General features: G+C 69.5%; 12 protein-coding genes. 5 read left to right on the plus strand and 7 right to left on the minus strand.

The features are described 5' to 3' along the window. Positions 1–47 precede the first annotated feature (47 nt). From ACFHNC_RS15990 to ACFHNC_RS16000, 3 genes are all read left to right on the plus strand, one after another. A complete protein-coding gene (locus tag ACFHNC_RS15990; RefSeq protein WP_437170227.1) occupies positions 48–1,034 on the plus strand; it encodes an Hsp33 family molecular chaperone HslO in 987 nt (328 codons plus the stop codon). A gap of 62 nt (positions 1,035–1,096) precedes the next feature. Further along, positions 1,097–1,750, plus strand: a complete 654-nt coding sequence (locus ACFHNC_RS15995) for a hypothetical protein (protein WP_437170228.1) — start codon at positions 1,097–1,099, stop codon at positions 1,748–1,750. Beyond that, positions 1,747–2,136 (plus strand): RidA family protein, encoded by a 390-nt coding sequence (locus tag ACFHNC_RS16000; protein ID WP_437170229.1) that lies wholly within the window; start codon positions 1,747–1,749, stop codon positions 2,134–2,136. The genes ACFHNC_RS15995 and ACFHNC_RS16000 overlap by 4 nt, the downstream gene beginning before the upstream one ends. 236 nt (positions 2,137–2,372) lie before the next feature. On the opposite strand, the gene folE is transcribed toward ACFHNC_RS16000, so the two are convergent. From folE to ACFHNC_RS16015, 3 genes are all read right to left on the minus strand, one after another. After that, a complete protein-coding gene (gene folE / locus ACFHNC_RS16005) occupies positions 2,373–3,014 on the minus strand; it encodes a GTP cyclohydrolase I FolE (protein WP_437170230.1) in 642 nt (213 codons plus the stop codon). Between the two features lie 197 nt (positions 3,015–3,211). After that, on the minus strand, positions 3,212–3,973 hold the full coding sequence (locus ACFHNC_RS16010) for a competence/damage-inducible protein A (RefSeq protein WP_437170231.1): 762 nt from the start codon (positions 3,971–3,973) through the stop codon (positions 3,212–3,214). Between the two features lie 46 nt (positions 3,974–4,019). Continuing rightward, entirely contained in the window at positions 4,020–4,997 is a 978-nt protein-coding gene (locus ACFHNC_RS16015) for a bifunctional GNAT family N-acetyltransferase/(deoxy)nucleoside triphosphate pyrophosphohydrolase (protein WP_437170232.1), read from the minus strand. Positions 4,998–5,443: 446 nt separating this feature from the next. Here ACFHNC_RS16015 and ACFHNC_RS16020 point away from each other — a divergent pair, with 446 nt between their 5' ends. Further along, positions 5,444–6,457, plus strand: coding sequence for a chemotaxis protein CheB (locus tag ACFHNC_RS16020; protein WP_437170233.1), 1,014 nt, complete (start codon positions 5,444–5,446; stop codon positions 6,455–6,457). Between the two features lie 63 nt (positions 6,458–6,520). On the opposite strand, the gene argJ is transcribed toward ACFHNC_RS16020, so the two are convergent. Both argJ and ACFHNC_RS16030 read right to left on the minus strand, forming a co-directional pair. Continuing rightward, the gene (gene argJ / locus ACFHNC_RS16025) at positions 6,521–7,759 is read right to left on the minus strand and encodes a bifunctional glutamate N-acetyltransferase/amino-acid acetyltransferase ArgJ (protein ID WP_437170234.1); all 1,239 of its coding nucleotides are present in this window, start codon (positions 7,757–7,759) and stop codon (positions 6,521–6,523) included. Positions 7,760–7,773: 14 nt separating this feature from the next. Further along, complete coding sequence (locus tag ACFHNC_RS16030) at positions 7,774–8,736, minus strand: peptidylprolyl isomerase (protein ID WP_437170235.1); 963 nt, start codon at positions 8,734–8,736, stop codon at positions 7,774–7,776. A gap of 233 nt (positions 8,737–8,969) precedes the next feature. Between ACFHNC_RS16030 and secA the strand changes: the two genes are divergently transcribed. Then, positions 8,970–11,705, plus strand: a complete 2,736-nt coding sequence (gene secA, locus ACFHNC_RS16035) for a preprotein translocase subunit SecA (RefSeq protein WP_437170236.1) — start codon at positions 8,970–8,972, stop codon at positions 11,703–11,705. A gap of 119 nt (positions 11,706–11,824) precedes the next feature. Here secA and ACFHNC_RS16040 read toward each other — a convergent pair whose 3' ends face one another. Next, positions 11,825–14,599, minus strand: coding sequence for an MHYT domain-containing protein (locus ACFHNC_RS16040; protein ID WP_437170237.1), 2,775 nt, complete (start codon positions 14,597–14,599; stop codon positions 11,825–11,827). 216 nt (positions 14,600–14,815) lie between these two features. Next, positions 14,816–16,330: an MFS transporter gene (locus tag ACFHNC_RS16045; RefSeq protein ID WP_437170238.1), complete on the minus strand. Its 1,515-nt coding sequence runs from the start codon at positions 16,328–16,330 to the stop codon at positions 14,816–14,818. Between the last annotated feature and the right edge of the window lie 4 nt (positions 16,331–16,334).

Genomic DNA, 16,334 nt, shown 5'->3' on the forward strand with positions numbered 1-16,334 from the left:
GCACCGCCCCCCGCCATTTTTCACTGGCCGCGGGGCTGCGCCCATGCATGGTTTCGCCCGTGACCGATCCGACCCTGCCCTCCGCCACCCCCGCCTTCCTCAACCATGACCGCCCGCCGGTGCCGGACCTCGTGGTGCCGCGCGGCGTGCTGCCCTTCCACCTGGACCAGCGCCCGGTGCGCGGCCGGCTGGTGAAGCTCGGCCCGCTGGCGGATGCGCTGATCGGCCGGCATTCCCAGCACCCCGCCGTGCTGCGGCTGATGGGGGAGGCGCTGGCGCTGACCGCGGCGCTGGCCACGGCGCTGAAATTCAAGGGTTCCTTCAGCCTGCAGGCCAAGGGCGACGGCCCGGTTTCTATGCTGCTGGCCGATTGCACGGATGCCGGCGCGCTGCGCGGCTATGCCAAAGCGGATCCGGAAAGGCTGGAGGCGCTGCTGGTGACGCATCCGCAGCCCACCGCCGCCCAGCTTCTTGGCCAGGGCTACTTCGCGTTCACCTGCGACCAGGGTGACGACATGGAACGCTACCAGGGCATCGTCGCCATCGAGGGCGAGACCCTGGCGGAGATGACCGACACCTATTTCCAGACCTCCGAGCAGTTGCAGACGGAAGTCCGCCTGGCCTGCGGCCGCAGCCTTGCCGGCTGGCGCGCCAGCGCCCTGGTGATCGAACGTGTCGCCGGCCAGGGCGGCATCGGGGAGCTGGACCAGGAGGAACAGGACGATGCCTGGCGCACCGCCCGGGCCCTGATCGGCACGCTGAAGGCCGAGGAGATGCTGGATGACGAACTGCCAGGCGAACGCCTGCTGCACCGCCTGTTCCATGCCGAGGGTCTGGCGACCGACCGGCCCCGCGCCCTGTCCTATGGCTGCCGCTGCTCCCGCGCCCGGCTGGCCGCGGTGCTGGAGAATTTCGGGCCGGAGGATCTGGACCACATGGCCGAATCGGGCGCCATCACCATGACCTGCGAATTCTGCGCCGTGGATTTCCGCTTCGAGCGCGCCGAGGTGGATGGCAAGGCTGGGCGGGCGTGATGCCGCTGGACCGGCGGCCCGCGCTGCACTACCCGGGATGCGGGCTGCAAGGGAACGTCGCCATGCCGAAACGCCGCCACCTGCTGAAGGCCCTGCCGCTGCTGGCCGCCGCCTGCGCCACCACGGAGCAGCCCTTGCCACCGCTGCGCCCGCTGGTCACCGGCTACCGCCACCTGACCCCGCTGCGGCTGAATGTGCTGGAGATCCAGATCGGAGAACCGGTGCCCGGCGCGATCCAGGTGATCGAGCCGGCACCGATGCGCCCGGATGTGGAATTGCGGCGGATGGCGGAACAGCGGCTGGTGCCGATCGGCACGGAGGGCCGCGCCCGCTTCGTCATCACCAATGCTCGCTTCATCCGCCAGCCTCTGCCGGCCCGCGGCGGCCTCGGCGGGATGTTCGGCGGTGAGCCGGGGGAGCGCCTGGCCTGCGAGCTGGCCTGCCGGGTGGAGATCCTGACCGGCGAAACGCGCGTGGCCTTCGTCGAGGCGCAGGTGCAGCGGCTGCAGACCGTGGCCGATGGCGCCACCCCCGCCACGCGCCGCCAGGCGGCCGAGGATGTGGTGCGCCAGGCGATGGAGGAGATGAACGTGGAGTTCGAATTCCAACTCCGCAGCACCCTGCGCGCCTGGCTGGCCGAGGGCCTCACACCCACCGCGCCGGCCGCGGTGCCGGTCGAACGCGAAGACCTGCCCGGAGCACAGCCCCGCACATGACCCTGACCTTCACGAACCCGCCCGCCGTCCACACCCCCGGCGCCCGCTATGTCCATGCCGCGCTGGTCGAAGGCCCCGGCCGCCGGCTTGTGATCTCCGGCCAGATCGGCGTGGCGCCCGATGGCACCGTCGCCGCGGGCGGCGCGGCGCAGGTCGCCCAGGCGCTGGCCAATCTGCGCGCCATCCTGGCGGCCCATGGCATGGCGCCGGAGCATATCGTCAAGATGGGCGTGTTCCTGACCGACCGCGCGTTGATCCCGGCCTGGCGGGCGCAGCGGGATGCCGTGCTGGGGCCGATCGCGCCCTGCAGCACCCTGCTGATCGTGGCGGGCCTGGCCGACCCGCGCTTCGTCTTCGAGGTGGAGGCGGAAGCGTTTTCCGCCTGAGGCGCCGGCGCCTCTGGCTGCTAGGCCGCGGCGGCCATTCGGCCACTCACCCGCCTTCGACGGGTGCAGGTCGTACTCGTGGAGCTGGAGCCAGCGGACCGGTCTGCTGACCGGTCCAAGGCCGCGAAAGCGACCCGCCGCTTATGCGGCGAAGCCAAGGAAACCGGAGGTTTCCGCCCGGCGTTCGAGGGGCCCTGGAGCGGTCACGCAAAAGGGCCGTTGGTATAAAGTGCCGCTCAGGCCTCCGCGTTGGCGCGCGGCGCGCCGAGCATCGCCATGAATTCCCGCCGCGTGGAGGCATCGTCGCGGAAGGCGCCGAGCATCCGGCTGGTCACCATGGACACGCCCGGCTTGTGGATGCCGCGGGTGGTCATGCACTGGTGCTGCGCCTCGATCACCACGGCCACGCCCTTGGGCTTCAACACCTGCTCGATGGTGTTCGCCACCTGGGCGGTCAGCTTTTCCTGGATCTGCAGGCGCTTGGCATAGGCTTCCAGCACGCGAGCGAGCTTGGAAATCCCGACCACGCGGCCATCCGGGATGTAGGCGATGTGCGCCTTGCCGATGATCGGCACCAGATGGTGCTCGCAATGGCTTTCCAGGCGGATGTCGCGCAGCACGACCATTTCGTCGTAGCCGTCCGTCTCCTCGAAGGACCGGGCCAGCAGCTCCACCGGGTCCACTTCATAGCCCGAGAAGAACTCGCCATAGGCGCGCGCCACCCGGGCCGGGGTGTCCACCAGCCCCTCCCGCGCCGGGTCGTCGCCGGCCCAGAGCAGCAGGGTGCGGACGGCGGCCTCGGCTTCCTCGCGCGTCGGGCGGATGAAGGTGCCTGGCTGGTCGGCGCCGAGGCTGCGGGCAGGGGTCTGGATGTTCAAGGGTCAGGTCCTATCGGCATCTCGACGCAGCGGCGGCAGGTTGCCTCCGTATCGTCGCGCCCTGTGGAGTGTCAGGGAGTGCAAAGGCAGATGGGGGCAGTCGGACATCACGCAATGGTTTGTCCGCCACCGGAATCAGAGCGCGATGACATGAGGCGGAATCGCAGGAAAGTCTGAATCGCGCGATCCAACAAAGCCTAGACCGGGGGCTCACCCTGGATCGGTTGGCTGCCCAGGGCGCGCAGCAGCACGGTGATGGCCCGCGCGGCTTCCTCCACCGCATCGGCATCATTGCCCTTGGCGACCAGCGCGACGCCGCCGCCACCCATGCGGTAGTAGGGATAGCTGCCGATATCGAGCTGCGGCCAGCGCGCCTGGATCGCCGCCAGCCCTTCCGCGATGCGGCCTTCCATCACCCCATCCGCATGCACGGCGCGGGATGCGATGGGCGGGCCGCCGGCCAAGGTGGGGGCGAGGGATTCGAACATCGCCTGCATGATCCGCGGCACCCCGGCCAGTACATGGACATTGCCCATGGTGAAGCCCGGCGCGATGGAGATGGCGTTGTCGATCAGCAGGGCGCCGCGCGGCATGGTCGCCATACGCTGGCGGGCGGGGTTGAAATCGCCCGGCTTGTAGTGCCGCTCCAGCCGCGCCCAGGCCTCCGGGTGCGGCTCCCACGGCACGCCGAAAGCGCCGGCGACGCAGTCGCTGGTGATGTCGTCATGCGTCGGGCCGATGCCGCCGGTGGTGAAGACATGGTCGAATCTCGCCCGCACGTCGTTCAGCGTGGCGATGATCGTCTCCCGCACATCGGGGATGATGCGGACCTCGCGCAGCGGGATGCCTATTTCGCCCAGCCGGGTGGCCAGGAAGTTGATGTTGGCATCCTTGGTGCGGCCGGACAGCACCTCATTGCCGATCACCAGCAGGCAGGCGGTGGGGTTTGGCACGGTCATCGGGCGAGTGTCCCAGGGGGCAGGGGAAAGCATAGCGGATCGCGGGCTACAGGAAATCCCGCAGCATGGCGACCAGCGGCTTGTCTGCCGGCGGCATGGCATACTCCGCCAGCTTGTTGGGCCGCACCCAGGCCAGCGCCTGGCCCTCCAGCGGCTGCACCCGGCCTTCCCAGCGGCGGCAGAGGTACAGCGGCATCACCAGATGCCGGTCGCCGAGCGGGTGGCTGGCGAAGGTGAAGGGGGCGAGGCAGCTTTCCGCCACGTCGATCCCCAGCTCCTCCCGCAATTCGCGGATCAGCGTGGCCTCCGGCGTTTCCCCCGCATGGACCTTGCCGCCGGGGAATTCCCACAGCCCCGCCATCGGCTTGCCCTCCGGCCGGCGGGCCAGCAGCACGCGGCCATCGGGATCGATCAGCGCGCAGGCGGCGACCAGCAGGATGTGGCGGGAAGCGCCTTCCGGCGCCGGCGCGGCTTCGGCGATGGTGGCGGGCAGGTCGGCGCGCGTCATTTCGAACAGTTTTACCGGCATGGTGCCGCCGCGGGCCAGGAAATCACGCACGCCCTCGCCGGTTTCCCGGAAGCCGATGCGCTTCAGCACGGCCTGGCTGCGGCTGTTCTCAGTCAGCGCGGAGGCGACCAGCCGGTCCAGCTCCAGATTGGCCAGCGCCCAGCTTGCCAGCCGTGCCGCGGCTTCGGGGCCAACGCCGTGGCCCCAATAGCGACGGCCGATCCAGTAGCCCAGCTCCGCCTCGCGCTTGCTGGCATGGCGGGTCAGGCCGACGCAGCCCACCAGCACCTCCCGCTCCGCCGGTTCCGGTTCCAGGCCGGTGATGGCCAGGTGCCAGGCGGTGCCCTCGGCCAGTTGGGCGTGGGTGGAGGCGATCCATTCATCCGCCAGCGCGCGCGGATAGGGGAAGGGCACCCGGGCGAGGGTCTTTGCCACTTCCCAGTCATTCACCAGGCGGTGCAGCTCGGCCGCATCCTCCGCCCGCAGCGGCCGCAGCGTCAGGCGGTCCGTACGCAACGGCGCAAAGGACAGGGGCGCAAAGGGCTGGGGCGCAAAGGACTGGGGCGCAAAGGACGGGGGCGCAAAGGACGGGGGCACCGCCCGAGAGAGGTCCGGGGATTTTGCGGGCGCCATGGGTGTCGTTATCGCCATGCGGGAAGTCGCAGGTCCAATGTGTCAGGCGAGCGCCGGAGACATGTCCAGCCGTTCGAGTGCCTGTATGGGCTGGAACGACGGCCACGTCATGGTCCGATCCGGCTTTTGCGGCATCCGTGCCGCAGTGTGGCAGGATGGTCGCGGTCCGCTTCGTCCGTGCGGGGTGCCGAGCAACCTTTTGGTCCGGTCACGGTTCTTGCAGGTGGTCATCGCGATGCTCCCGGAACAAAGGGGCGGCAGCGCAGAACCCTGAATGGTCTGCCACCTCTCCCCGTCCCCAACCTGGTCGCCAATGCGAGGCCCACAAAGTGAACCACGGCATCATCGTACTGGGTGCGTCGGCAGGCGGTGTAGGTGCGCTCAGCACTGTCTGCCGCGGCCTGCCGAATGATCTGCCGGCAGCTCTTTTCGTCGTGCTGCACGTGCCACCGGGCGGGCAGAGCATGCTTCCCGACATATTGAGCAGAGCCGGGCCCCTGAAGGCGCACCATGCCGTGGACGGAGAGCAGGTTCAGCGAGGGACGATCTGCGTCGCTCCCCCGGATCATCATCTGCTGTTCGACGACAGTGGAGACCGAATCCTGGTGCGCCGTGGTCCGCAGGAGAACCGGGTCCGGCCCGCGGTGGACGCGCTGTTTCGATCAGCCGCCGTGTCTTGCGGCTCCAAGGTTGTCGGGGTGGTGCTGACCGGGATGCTGGATGACGGGGCAGAGGGCCTTGCAGCCATTCACCGCTGCGGCGGCATAACCGTGGTGCAGGATCCGCTCGATGCCGAATGGCCTGACATGCCGCGCAACGCGCGCGAACGGGCCGGTGCAGACCATTGCCTGCCGTCAGCGGAGATGCCGGCCTTGTTGCAGCGGTTGGCCCAGAGTGATGCCGGGCCATCGGTTGAGATTCCAGGCGAACTCCAGCTTGAGGTTCGCATATCCCGGCAAGAGATCACGGCCATGAGCAAAGACATCATCACCGTCGGCGCCCCGAGTGCGCTGGGCTGCCCCGAATGCGGCGGCGTGCTCAACGTGGTGGCCGAGACGCCTTGGCCCCGCTTCCGGTGCCAGGTCGGCCATGCCTATGGCGCGAAGACGCTGGTGGCGCATCAGGCGGAATCGCTGGAGAAGGCGTTGGGGATCGCCTATCGGACGCAGCGGGACCAGCGCAATCTGTATCTGGCCATGGAGCGTGCCGCCAGGCAGCGCGATCACGCCCAGGAAGCGGCCCGCTGGCAGACTGCGGCCGGCGAAGCCCAGCACTTCGCTGATCTTATCGGCACTGCGGTTGACGAACTGCAAAAGAATGCGGCGCGGCCGTTGGACGCATGACCGGCGGGCGGCGATGCGGACCCGTGCACCGCGCATCGCCTTTCATCCCCGGCGGCGGGTGGGCTAGCTGCGATACGACCCGTTGATGTCGATGTAGCCATGCGTCAGGTCGCAGGTCCAGGCCGTCGCCTTGCCGCGGCCGAGCGCCAGATCCACCGTGATCTCTACCTCGCGGCCCCTCATATGGGCGATCACCGGCGTCTCGTCATAGCCCGGCACCACGCTGCCCTCCCGCGCCATCCAGGTGCCGCCGACGCCGACGGAGAGCAGGTCGCGATCCGCCGGTTCGCCTGCCTTGCCCACCGCCATGACGATGCGGCCCCAATTGGCGTCCTCACCCGCAATCGCGGTCTTCACCAGCGGCGAATTGGCGATGCTCATCGCGATGCGATGCGCGGATTTGGCGGAGACGGCGCCGGTCACGTCGATGCGGATCAGCTTCTGGGCGCCCTCGCCATCGCGGGCGACCATCAGGGCCAGGTCCATTAGCACCTCGTGCACCGCGCGGGCGAAATCCTTCAGCATCTTGCCGCCATCCGACGGCACCCGGGAATGCTTCGCGCTGCCGGTGGCGAACAGCAGCACCGTGTCGCTGGTGGAGGTGTCGCTATCCACGGTCACGCAGTTGAAGGACTTCTGGGTGCCCTTGGCGAGAATGGCCTGGAGCGCCGCGGCCGGCACCTTGGCGTCGGTCGCCAGGAAGCACAGCATGGTCGCCATATCCGGCGCGATCATGCCGCTGCCCTTGGCGATGCCGGAGACCGTCACCGTGGTCTCGCCGATCTGCGCCGTGCGCGTCGCGCCCTTCGGGAAGGTGTCGGTGGTCATGATGGCGCTGGCCGCACCGGCCCAGCCATCCTCATTCAATTGGCCGAACAGCGGCGGCAGGGCGGCGACCAGCTTCTCCGTCGGCAGTTTCTCACCGATCACGCCGGTGGAGGCGAGGAACACTTCGCCAGGCTTGCAGCCGGCCAGTTCCGCCATCGCCTTGGCGGTGTCGCTACAGGTCTGGCGGCCCGCCTTGCCCGTGAAGACGTTGGAATTGCCGGCGGTGACCACCAAAGCGCGGGCCTTGCCGCCCTTCAGCGCGGCCCGGCACCAGTCAATCGGCGCGCCGGGGCATCTGTTCTTGGTAAAGACGCCGGCCACGGTGGTCCCCGCTGGGAAGACCATCATCGTCACATCCTCGCGTGCCTTGTAGCGGATCCCGGCGCGGCCGGAGCCGAGGCGCACGCCGGGCACCGGCGGCATCGCCGGCAGCGGCAGCGCGAGGGGGGAGACGGGAAGGTCCTTGCCAGCCATCTTTGCGGGTCTTCTCAGCGGCGAGGTTGCGGGGCGGCGGGCGGCGCGGCGCCATCCAGCAGGGACGGCGCGGCGGGGGCGGGCAGGGGGCTGCCATCCATGGCGAAGCGCTCGACCCGCGCGGCACCGCGGATGCGTTCCACCTCGGCATTCACCGCTTCCTCGAAGGCGCGCTGGCGCAGCGCTTCCTGTGCCTCCTCAAAGGGCGGCGGCGGCACGGCGCGGCGGGCTTCCACCTTGATGACGTGCCAGCCGAACTGGGTGCGCACCGGGGCCTCGGAAATCTGGCCGGGCTGCATGGCGAAGGCGGCGGTGGCGAATTCCGGGATCATGTCGCCGCGCTTGAAGAAGCCGAGGTCGCCGCCTTCGCGGGACCCGGGGCCGGTGGAGCGGCGGCGGGCCACCTCGGCAAAATCGGCGCCGGCGGCGCGGGCCTCGGCCAGGGCTGTGCGGGCCTCGGCCTCGGTCGGCACCAGGATGTGGCGGGCGCGCACCTCCTCCTCCGCCGGTTGGCCGGCGACGTCGCGCTGGTAGCGGGCGCGCAGCGCTGCTTCCGTCATCCGCGGCGCCACGGCGCGGGTGATGAGGGCCTGTTGCAGCGCCTCCTCCTCCGCCCGGCGCAGGCGGGCCTGCACCTCGGGGTCATTGGCCAGGCCCTGGGCGCGGGCGGCGGCGGTGATCGCCCTCTGGGTGATGAGCTGGTCCAGCAGCAGCGGCATCAGCATGGGCTGCGGCATGGAGCGCAGCTCCGCCGGCAGGCGCTCCATCTCCGATTGCAGCTCGGACAGGCGGATTTCGGTGCCGTCCACCCGGGCCACCACGGGGTCCGCGGCGGCGGGCGCCTGGGCTGCGGGGGGCTGGGTTGCGGGTGCCTGGGTTGCGGGTGCCTGGGCCAAGGCCGGGCCGGTGGCGAGCGCCGTCGAGATCAGCAGGGTCGCAAGCAGCGAGAGGCTTGCAGGCGAGGCGGGGCGGCGCATCGGGGGGATTCTCATCATGGGTCCCGGAAGATGGCCGATGCCGGTGGGCGCCACAAGGCGCGGGCAGGCGGCGTGCGGGCAATCCGGCCGCTCGCGTTGACGCGGCAGGGCCGGGCGCCTATCTCTCCGGCCTCGCGCCCCAGCCCGAATTGGGCCTTGCGCCCCCGACGCCCGGGCGCGATCCCCGTAACGCGGCTGGCATTCTCGGTGCGGGTCGGAGACAGCTTTCGCAGATGTTCCAACGTCTTGTCCGTGCCGTATTCGGCAACACCAACGACCGGGCGCTGAAGCGCTTCCAGGGCCGGGTACCCGCGATCAATGCGCTGGAGCCCACGCTGGCCGCGCTGTCCGATGAGGCGCTGCGCGGCAGGACGGCGGAATTCCGCGCCCAGCTCGCCACCGGCCGCACCCTGGACGACATCCTGCCCGAGGCCTTCGCCACGGTGCGGGAGGGGGCCAAGCGCATCCTCGGCATGCGGCATTTCGACGTGCAGATGATCGGCGGCATGGTGCTGCATGATGGCCGCATCGCCGAGATGAAGACCGGCGAAGGCAAGACCCTGGTCGCCACCTTGCCGGTGTACCTCAACGCGCTGCCCGCCAAGGGCGTTCATGTCGTAACCGTGAACGACTACCTCGCCGCCCGCGACGCGGAATGGATGGGCAAGCTGTACGGCTTCCTCGGCCTGACCACCGGCACCATCGTGCATGGCAAGTCGGATGAGGAACGCCGGGACGCCTATCACTGCGACATCACCTACGGCACCAACAACGAATTCGGCTTCGACTACCTGCGCGACAACATGAAGTACCGGCTGGAGGAAATGGTCCAGCGCGACTTCGCCTATGCCATCGTCGACGAGGTGGACAGCATCCTGGTGGATGAGGCGCGCACGCCGCTGATCATCTCCGGCCCGTCCGACGACAGCAGCGACCTGTATTCACGCGTCGATGCGGTGATGAAGGAGCTGGTCAAGGACACCTCGATCTTCGAGAAGGACGAGAAGTTCAAGACCGTCCACATGATCGAGGCGGGGACGGAGGCGCTGGAGGCGGCGCTGACCGAGGCCGGGCTGCTGACGGAAGGCGCGCTGTATGACAGCGCCAATGTCACCCTGGTGCACCACGCCAACCAGTCGCTGCGCGCGCATGTGCTGTTCACCAAGGATGTCGACTACATCGTCCGGCAGGACAAGGTCGTCATCATCGACGAATTCACCGGCCGCATGATGGAAGGCCGCCGCTATTCGGAAGGCCTGCACCAGGCGCTGGAGGCCAAGGAAGGCGTCACGGTCCAGCCCGAAAACCAGACGCTGGCCTCCATCACCTTCCAGAACTATTTTCGTTTGTATCCCAAGCTGTCCGGCATGACCGGCACGGCCTCCACCGAGGCCGATGAATTCGCGGAAATCTACAAGCTGGAAGTGGTGGAAATCCCCACCAACGTGCCGGTGGCGCGCCAGGATTCGGACGACGAAGTTTATAAATCCGCGCGCGAAAAGTACGAGGCGGTGGCCAGCCTGATCGCCGAGGCGCGGCAGAAGGGCCAGCCCACCCTGGTCGGCACCACCAGTATCGAGAAGTCGGAGCTGATCTCCGAACTGCTGAAGCAGAAGGGCGTGCCGCACCAGGTGCTGAACGCCCGCTTCCACGAACAGGAAGCCGGCATCGTGGCGCAGGCCGGCCGCCCCGGCTCCGTCACCATCGCCACCAACATGGCCGGCCGCGGCACGGACATCCAGCTCGGCGGCAATGCGGACATGCTGGCCCGCGCCGAGATCGGCAACAGCGACAGCCCGGAATACGATGCTGCACTGGCCCGCCACAAGGCGGAGGTCGAGGCGATCCGCCCCGCCGTGAAGGCCGCCGGCGGCCTGCTGGTGATCGGCACGGAACGGCATGAAAGCCGCCGCATCGACAACCAGCTGCGTGGCCGCTCCGGCCGCCAGGGTGACCCGGGCGCCAGCCGCTTCTTCCTGTCGCTGGAAGACGATCTGATGCGGATCTTCGGCAGCGAACGCATGGGCGGCATGTTGCAGAAGCTCGGCCTGAAGGAAGGGGAGGCGATTGTTCACCCCTGGATCAACAAGGCCCTGGAGAAGGCGCAGAAGAAGGTCGAAGCGCGCAACTTCGACACCCGCAAGAACCTGCTGAAATACGACGACGTCATGAACAACCAGCGGAAGGAGGTCTATGCCCAGCGCAGATCCTTCATGCTGGCGCCCGATGTGGCGGAGACGGTCGCGGAAATGCGGCGGGAGACGATCGGCAAGCTGATCGACGCCGCCATCCCGGAAAACGCCTATCCCGAGCAATGGGACCTGGCCGGGTTGCAGGAGAAGGTGCTGAGCGTCCTCGGCCTGGACCTGCCGGTGGCCGATTGGGCGCGCGAGGAAGGTATCGACGAGACCCAGGTGCGGGAGCGCCTGATCAAGGCGGCGGAGGAAAGCTACGCCGCCCGCGTCGCCAATATCGGCGCCGACCTGATGCGGGTGGTCGAGAAATCCCTGCTGCTGCAGATCTTCGATGCGGTGTGGAAGGAACATCTTCTCGCGCTGGACCATCTGCGCCAGGGCATCGGCCTGCGCGCCTATGGCCAGCGGGACCCGCTGAACGAGTACAAGTCCGAGGCCTTCAACCTGTTCAACAGCATGCTGGAGGATCTGCGGGAGCGCACCACCACCGTGCTGATGCGCATCGACATCCGCCCCGACGCGCCGCCGCCGATGCCGGAACCGGTGCGGGTGATGGATATGCGGCACCCGGACCCGAGCGGCATGGCAGAGCTGGAATACGCGGATGCGGCCCCGCAATCCTCCTATGGCGCCGCCACCCAGCCGGTGCGCCAGTCGCTGACCGCCCAGCGGGTGGACCCGAACGACCCCACCACCTGGGCCGCCACGCCGCGCAACGCGCCTTGCCCGTGCGGGTCGGGCAAGAAGTACAAGCACTGCCACGGACGCACCTAGTCGGGCTGCCGGCTGCGGCCCTTCGTGTGGGATGAACGATCACAGGCCCGCATCTAACTGGGTGAGGGCAGCATTCCGTGTCGCGGTCTCACCACGGCCAACGGTACCGGAGCCGCGGTTTATCTTGTCACCTCCGGCGACCTCCTGCTCCGCATCAGTGCGCGTCCGAGCGCGGCCGCCAGTTCATCCGCGTGATAGGGCTTGAGAAGCGTCTCCACGTCCTTCGGCGCGCCACCGCGCGCGAGCCGCTCGCTGTAGCCGGTGGCGAGGACCACAGCGACGCCAGGGAACGAGCAACGCAAAATAGCAGCCAGTTCAATACCATCCGCGCCCCCGGGCATCACCACGTCCGAAAAGACTGCGTCGACTGCCTTCCCTTCCGCCAGCATCGCCAATGCCTCAGCCGCGCCGCCGGCGCGCCGCGTGGCGTAACCGAGCTCCTCAAGAAGGCCACAGGCGAAGGCGGCCACGTCCGGGTTGTCGTCGATCACCATCACCGTCCGACCGATGCCCTGCAGAACGTCGGGCTCCTCGTCCTTCCCGCTCGCCGCCCCGACCTCCGCGCCGCCCAGGGCGGTGGTGGCGCGCGGCAGGTGGACGAACACCGCCGTGCCCCGCCCCGGCTCGCTCTCGATCCGCAAGTCGCCTCCGGACTGCCGGGCGAAGCCGTGCACCTGCGGCAGGCCAAGGCCGGTACCCCGGCCCGGCCCCTTGGTGGTGAAGAACGGCTCCAGCACCCGTGAGAGGATGTGCGGCGGTATGCCGCCGCCGGTATCCTTGACGGCAACGCACAGGTACTCGCCGTCGGTGCGCTCCGCGGTCGCCTCCAGTGCCACGTTGCGCGCCTGAATGGTGAGCGTCCCCCCGTTCGGCATGGCGTCGCGGGCGTTTACCGCCAGGTTCAGGAGCGCTGCTTCGAGCTGACCGGGATCGACGCAAACCGGCCAGAGGTCGGAGGCAAGATCGGTTTCCACCCGGATGCCGGAGCCGAGCGTCTGCCGCAGCAGGCCCGACATGCCGGCAAGGCGCATGCCGACATCGATCACCTCGGGGCGCAAGGTCTGCTTCCGGGCAAAGGCGAGCAGACGCCCAGTCAGCTCGCGCGCGCTCCGGCCCGCCTGGATCATGCCCTCCAGGATCTCGGCCCTTTTCGCCTCCGGCAGGGAGGACCGCTTGAGCAGCGCCGCTCCGCTGGTGACGACTTGCAGCAGGTTGCCGAAATCATGCGCGACGCCGCCGGTGAGTTCGCCGAGAGCTGCCAGCTTCTCGGCCTGGCGCGCCGCGTCCTCCGCCCGCCGACGCTCCTCGGCTGCGCGCAGCAGGGCAGCGGTGCGCTCCTCGACGATGCGCTCCAGTTCGTTGCGCTGCAGGGCCAGCGCAGCTTCCACATGGCGCTGCGCGGTCACATCGGTAAGAGCCTCCAGCACCGCCGTTGCCGCCCCATCCGGCCCGCGCCGTAGCGCCTTGCGGGCGGCAACAACGATCTCGGCCCCGTCCCGGGTCCGCTGCAGCAGATCCCCCGTCCACTCGCCGTCGCGCTCCAGCGCCGCCGCGATTTCGCTGGGCGGTACCGGGAACACAGTCTGGAGGAACGCGTGCGCTCTCATGCCCAGCGCCTCTGCCGCGCTCCAGCCGTAGAGTCGCTCGCAGCCGGCCGACCAGTGGCGGATGATGCCGTCGAGATCGCGCGCCATGGAGGCGCCGAGGTCCAGCGTGGCCAGCAGGTCGCGAAGCCGGGCCTCGCCATCCCGCAGCGCCGCCTCGGCCGCGCGCCGCGCGGTCACGTCCTGCGCCACGGCAACCACGGCGAGGACGCGGCCTGTGTCGTCGCGCACCGGCGCGACGCTGTTGTGCACCCAAACCTCCGCACCACCGGGGCGGAGGTAGCGCTTTTCGATCGAGAAGGGGACGCCGTCGCCCAAGGTCCGCGCAAAGGCAGGCAGGTTTCCGGTCAGGTCGTCGGGATGGGTGATGTCCTGCATGCGAAGGCCGCCGAGCAGCGCCTCACGCGGCCGGCCGACGATCTCGCAATACCGGTCGTTGACGAGGATGAAGCGCCCGTTCCGATCGACCTGGGCGATGCCGGTGCCGGCCTGCTCGACCACGGCCCGGAACCGGGCCTCGCTCTCGGCCAGCGCGACCCTCGCCTCGCGTTCTGCCAGCGCCCCGAGCCGCCGGTCGATGGAAGCGGCGCCGAGCGCCAGGAGCAGGACCAGGAAGGTGATGCCTGCCACGCCGAGCGCGAGGCCCGCATGGCCGAGATGCGCAGCCTCCGCGACGGCGGTCCCGGCATGCGGGACCCAGGTTGCCGCCGCCATGCCGGTGTAGTGCATGCCCGCGATCGCCAGCCCCATGATCACCGCGGCCCCAACCCGCCGCCCCGGCGTGGCGTCGCGGCGCGCAAGCCAGAGGGCCGCCGTGGCGGCAACGACCGCGATCAGCACCGAGGCGCCGACCAGCGCGGGGTCGTATTGCAGGTCGGCCGGCATCCGCATGGCCGCCATGCCGGTGTAGTGCATGGCGGCGATGCCGCAGCCCATCAGCAGGCCGCCGAGCGTCAGGTCGCGCCGGCGCGCGCCACGCTGCCAGATCGCCCAGAAGCCCGGGCCGGTGACCAGTACCGCCACGGCAAGAGATAGAACGGTCAGGCCGGGGTCGTGGGCCACCGGGATGGGCAGGCTGAAGGCAAGCATCCCCACGAAATGCATGGACCAGATGCCCCCGCCCAGGGCGAGTGCGGCGGTGGCGAGCCAGGCGCGACCAGGCCGGCGGCCCGCCGAGGCGCGCATGCGCCCGGCCAGGTCCAATGCCGCGAAGGAGGCAGCCATCGCGACCAGGACGGACAGGGCCGCCAGGAGCGGGTCGTGGCTCCCTGTCAACGGAAGGCCATTCAAGTCGGTGTGGTCCTCTCAGAAAGCCCCGGGGCACGGGACCGCCGGAAGGCACGCTTTGGATGAGACTGCCTTATCCAAATAGTTGGCCACACGGAAGGGTTGGTCGGTTCAACTTCCGCCTCCATCCTCACCTGGATCACAATTACTTGCCATATCTTGCAGTGTTTGATTCTACCGCAACACGCCTGGGAATGGAGACGCGGCGGAGTGGGCGGGTCACACCCGCCGCAGTGGCACCCGCGTGGACATCCAGGCGGCGAACAACACCAGGACCGCGGCGGTGGCGAAGCTCGCGCGGAAGGCGGTGGTCATCTGCGCGCGGAACGCCGCCTCCGCCATGGCATCGAGCCCGGCCAGCGCCGCCGGCCCCTGGTTCACCAGCGCCACGAACAGCCGCGTCGCCTCCGGCCCCTGCAGGGTCAGCGCGCCGAACAGCACCGCCCCCAGCAGCGCCGTGCCGGTCGCCGCGCCGAGGGAACGGGTGAACTGGACGGATGCCGTGGCGGACCCCAGCAGCTTCGGTCCCGCCGCCACCTGCACCGTCACCTGCACCATGGGGAAGGACATGCCGAACCCCATGGAGACCACGCCGAGCAGCCCCGCCATAAGAACCAGCGGCAAATCCCCCAGTCCCAGCGTCACCACCACCAGAAGCGTGGTGGAGATGCTCAGCCCGATGCCCGGCCAGCGCATCAGCAGCCCGGTGCGGGACAGCATGGTGCCGGAGATGATGGCCCCGAACCCGGCGCAGGCCGCCAGCGGCAGCAGCGCCAGCCCCGAGGCGGCGGGGGAAAGGCCGCGCACCGCGGCGAAATAGATCGGCAGGAAGGCGATGGTGCCGACAAAGGCGCCGGCGACGCAGGCGGACATCAATATGGCGCGCCAGACGGTCGCATTGCCCAGCAAGCCGAGCGGCAGCAGTGGGTGCGGCGCCCGGCGTTCCTGCCGCAGCAACAGCCACAGCGCGACACCCGCCACCACGGCCAGCACCGCCGCCACCGCCAGCGGCCCCGGCGCCAGCCGCCGCGCCTGGTCCAGCGCCAGCAGCGCCGGCGCGACAAACACGGCGAACAGGATCAGCCCCCACCAGTCGAAGCTGAAGCCCTGGGAGGACCCGCGCGCGGAATCGCCCAGCCGGGTCACGGCCAGCCAGGCTGCCAGGGCTGATAGCGGCAGTTGCAGCAGGAAGATGCTGCGCCAGCCGAAATACTCCGCCAGCACCCCGCCCAGCACCGGCCCCAATGCGCTAGCGGTGGTGAAGACCGCGGCAATATAGGCCTGGAAGCGCCCGCGTTCCCGCGCCGGCACCACCTCCGCGATCAGCGCGACGGACAGGCTGATCAGCCCGCCGCCCCCGAAACCCTGCACCACCCGCGCCGCCGCCAGGGTGGAAAGCGACCCGGCCAGCGCACACAGCACGGCGCCGGCGGCATAGACGGCCAGCGCCACCAGCAGCATCCGCTGCCGCCCGAACGCATCGCCGAGCCGGCCATAGACCGGCGCCGCCACGGTGTTGGCGACCAGGTACAGCACGATGATCCAGGAGATGCGCTCCACATCGCCCAGGCTCTTGGCGATGGCCGGCAGGGCGGCGGCGACGATGGTCTGGTCCAGCGCGGCGCCGAACATCGCCAGCGCGACGGCCGGAAACACCTTGAAGAACAGCCGCCGCAGCTCGGCCGGGGAGACGGTGGCGGCGGATGGCGGGCCGCTATCGGGGGGAGGCGTCATGCGG

It is taken from the genome of Falsiroseomonas sp. E2-1-a4, from assembly GCF_051433165.1.
In the GTDB taxonomy this organism is placed as follows: domain Bacteria; phylum Pseudomonadota; class Alphaproteobacteria; order Acetobacterales; family Acetobacteraceae; genus Falsiroseomonas.

What these genes read in the sequence shown, in the direction of transcription:
- ACFHNC_RS15990 (WP_437170227.1), top strand. Translation starts at nt 48, where the DNA reads ATGGTTTCGCCCGTGACCGATCCGACCCTGCCCTCCGCCACCCCCGCC.
- ACFHNC_RS15995 (WP_437170228.1), top strand. Translation starts at nt 1,097, where the DNA reads ATGCCGAAACGCCGCCACCTGCTGAAGGCCCTGCCGCTGCTGGCCGCC.
- ACFHNC_RS16000 (WP_437170229.1), top strand. Translation starts at nt 1,747, where the DNA reads ATGACCCTGACCTTCACGAACCCGCCCGCCGTCCACACCCCCGGCGCC.
- ACFHNC_RS16010 (WP_437170231.1), bottom strand. Translation starts at nt 3,973, where the DNA reads ATGACCGTGCCAAACCCCACCGCCTGCCTGCTGGTGATCGGCAATGAG.
- argJ (WP_437170234.1), bottom strand. Translation starts at nt 7,759, where the DNA reads ATGGCTGGCAAGGACCTTCCCGTCTCCCCCCTCGCGCTGCCGCTGCCG.
- ACFHNC_RS16030 (WP_437170235.1), bottom strand. Translation starts at nt 8,736, where the DNA reads ATGCGCCGCCCCGCCTCGCCTGCAAGCCTCTCGCTGCTTGCGACCCTG.
- secA (WP_437170236.1), top strand. Translation starts at nt 8,970, where the DNA reads ATGTTCCAACGTCTTGTCCGTGCCGTATTCGGCAACACCAACGACCGG.
- ACFHNC_RS16045 (WP_437170238.1), bottom strand. Translation starts at nt 16,330, where the DNA reads ATGACGCCTCCCCCCGATAGCGGCCCGCCATCCGCCGCCACCGTCTCC.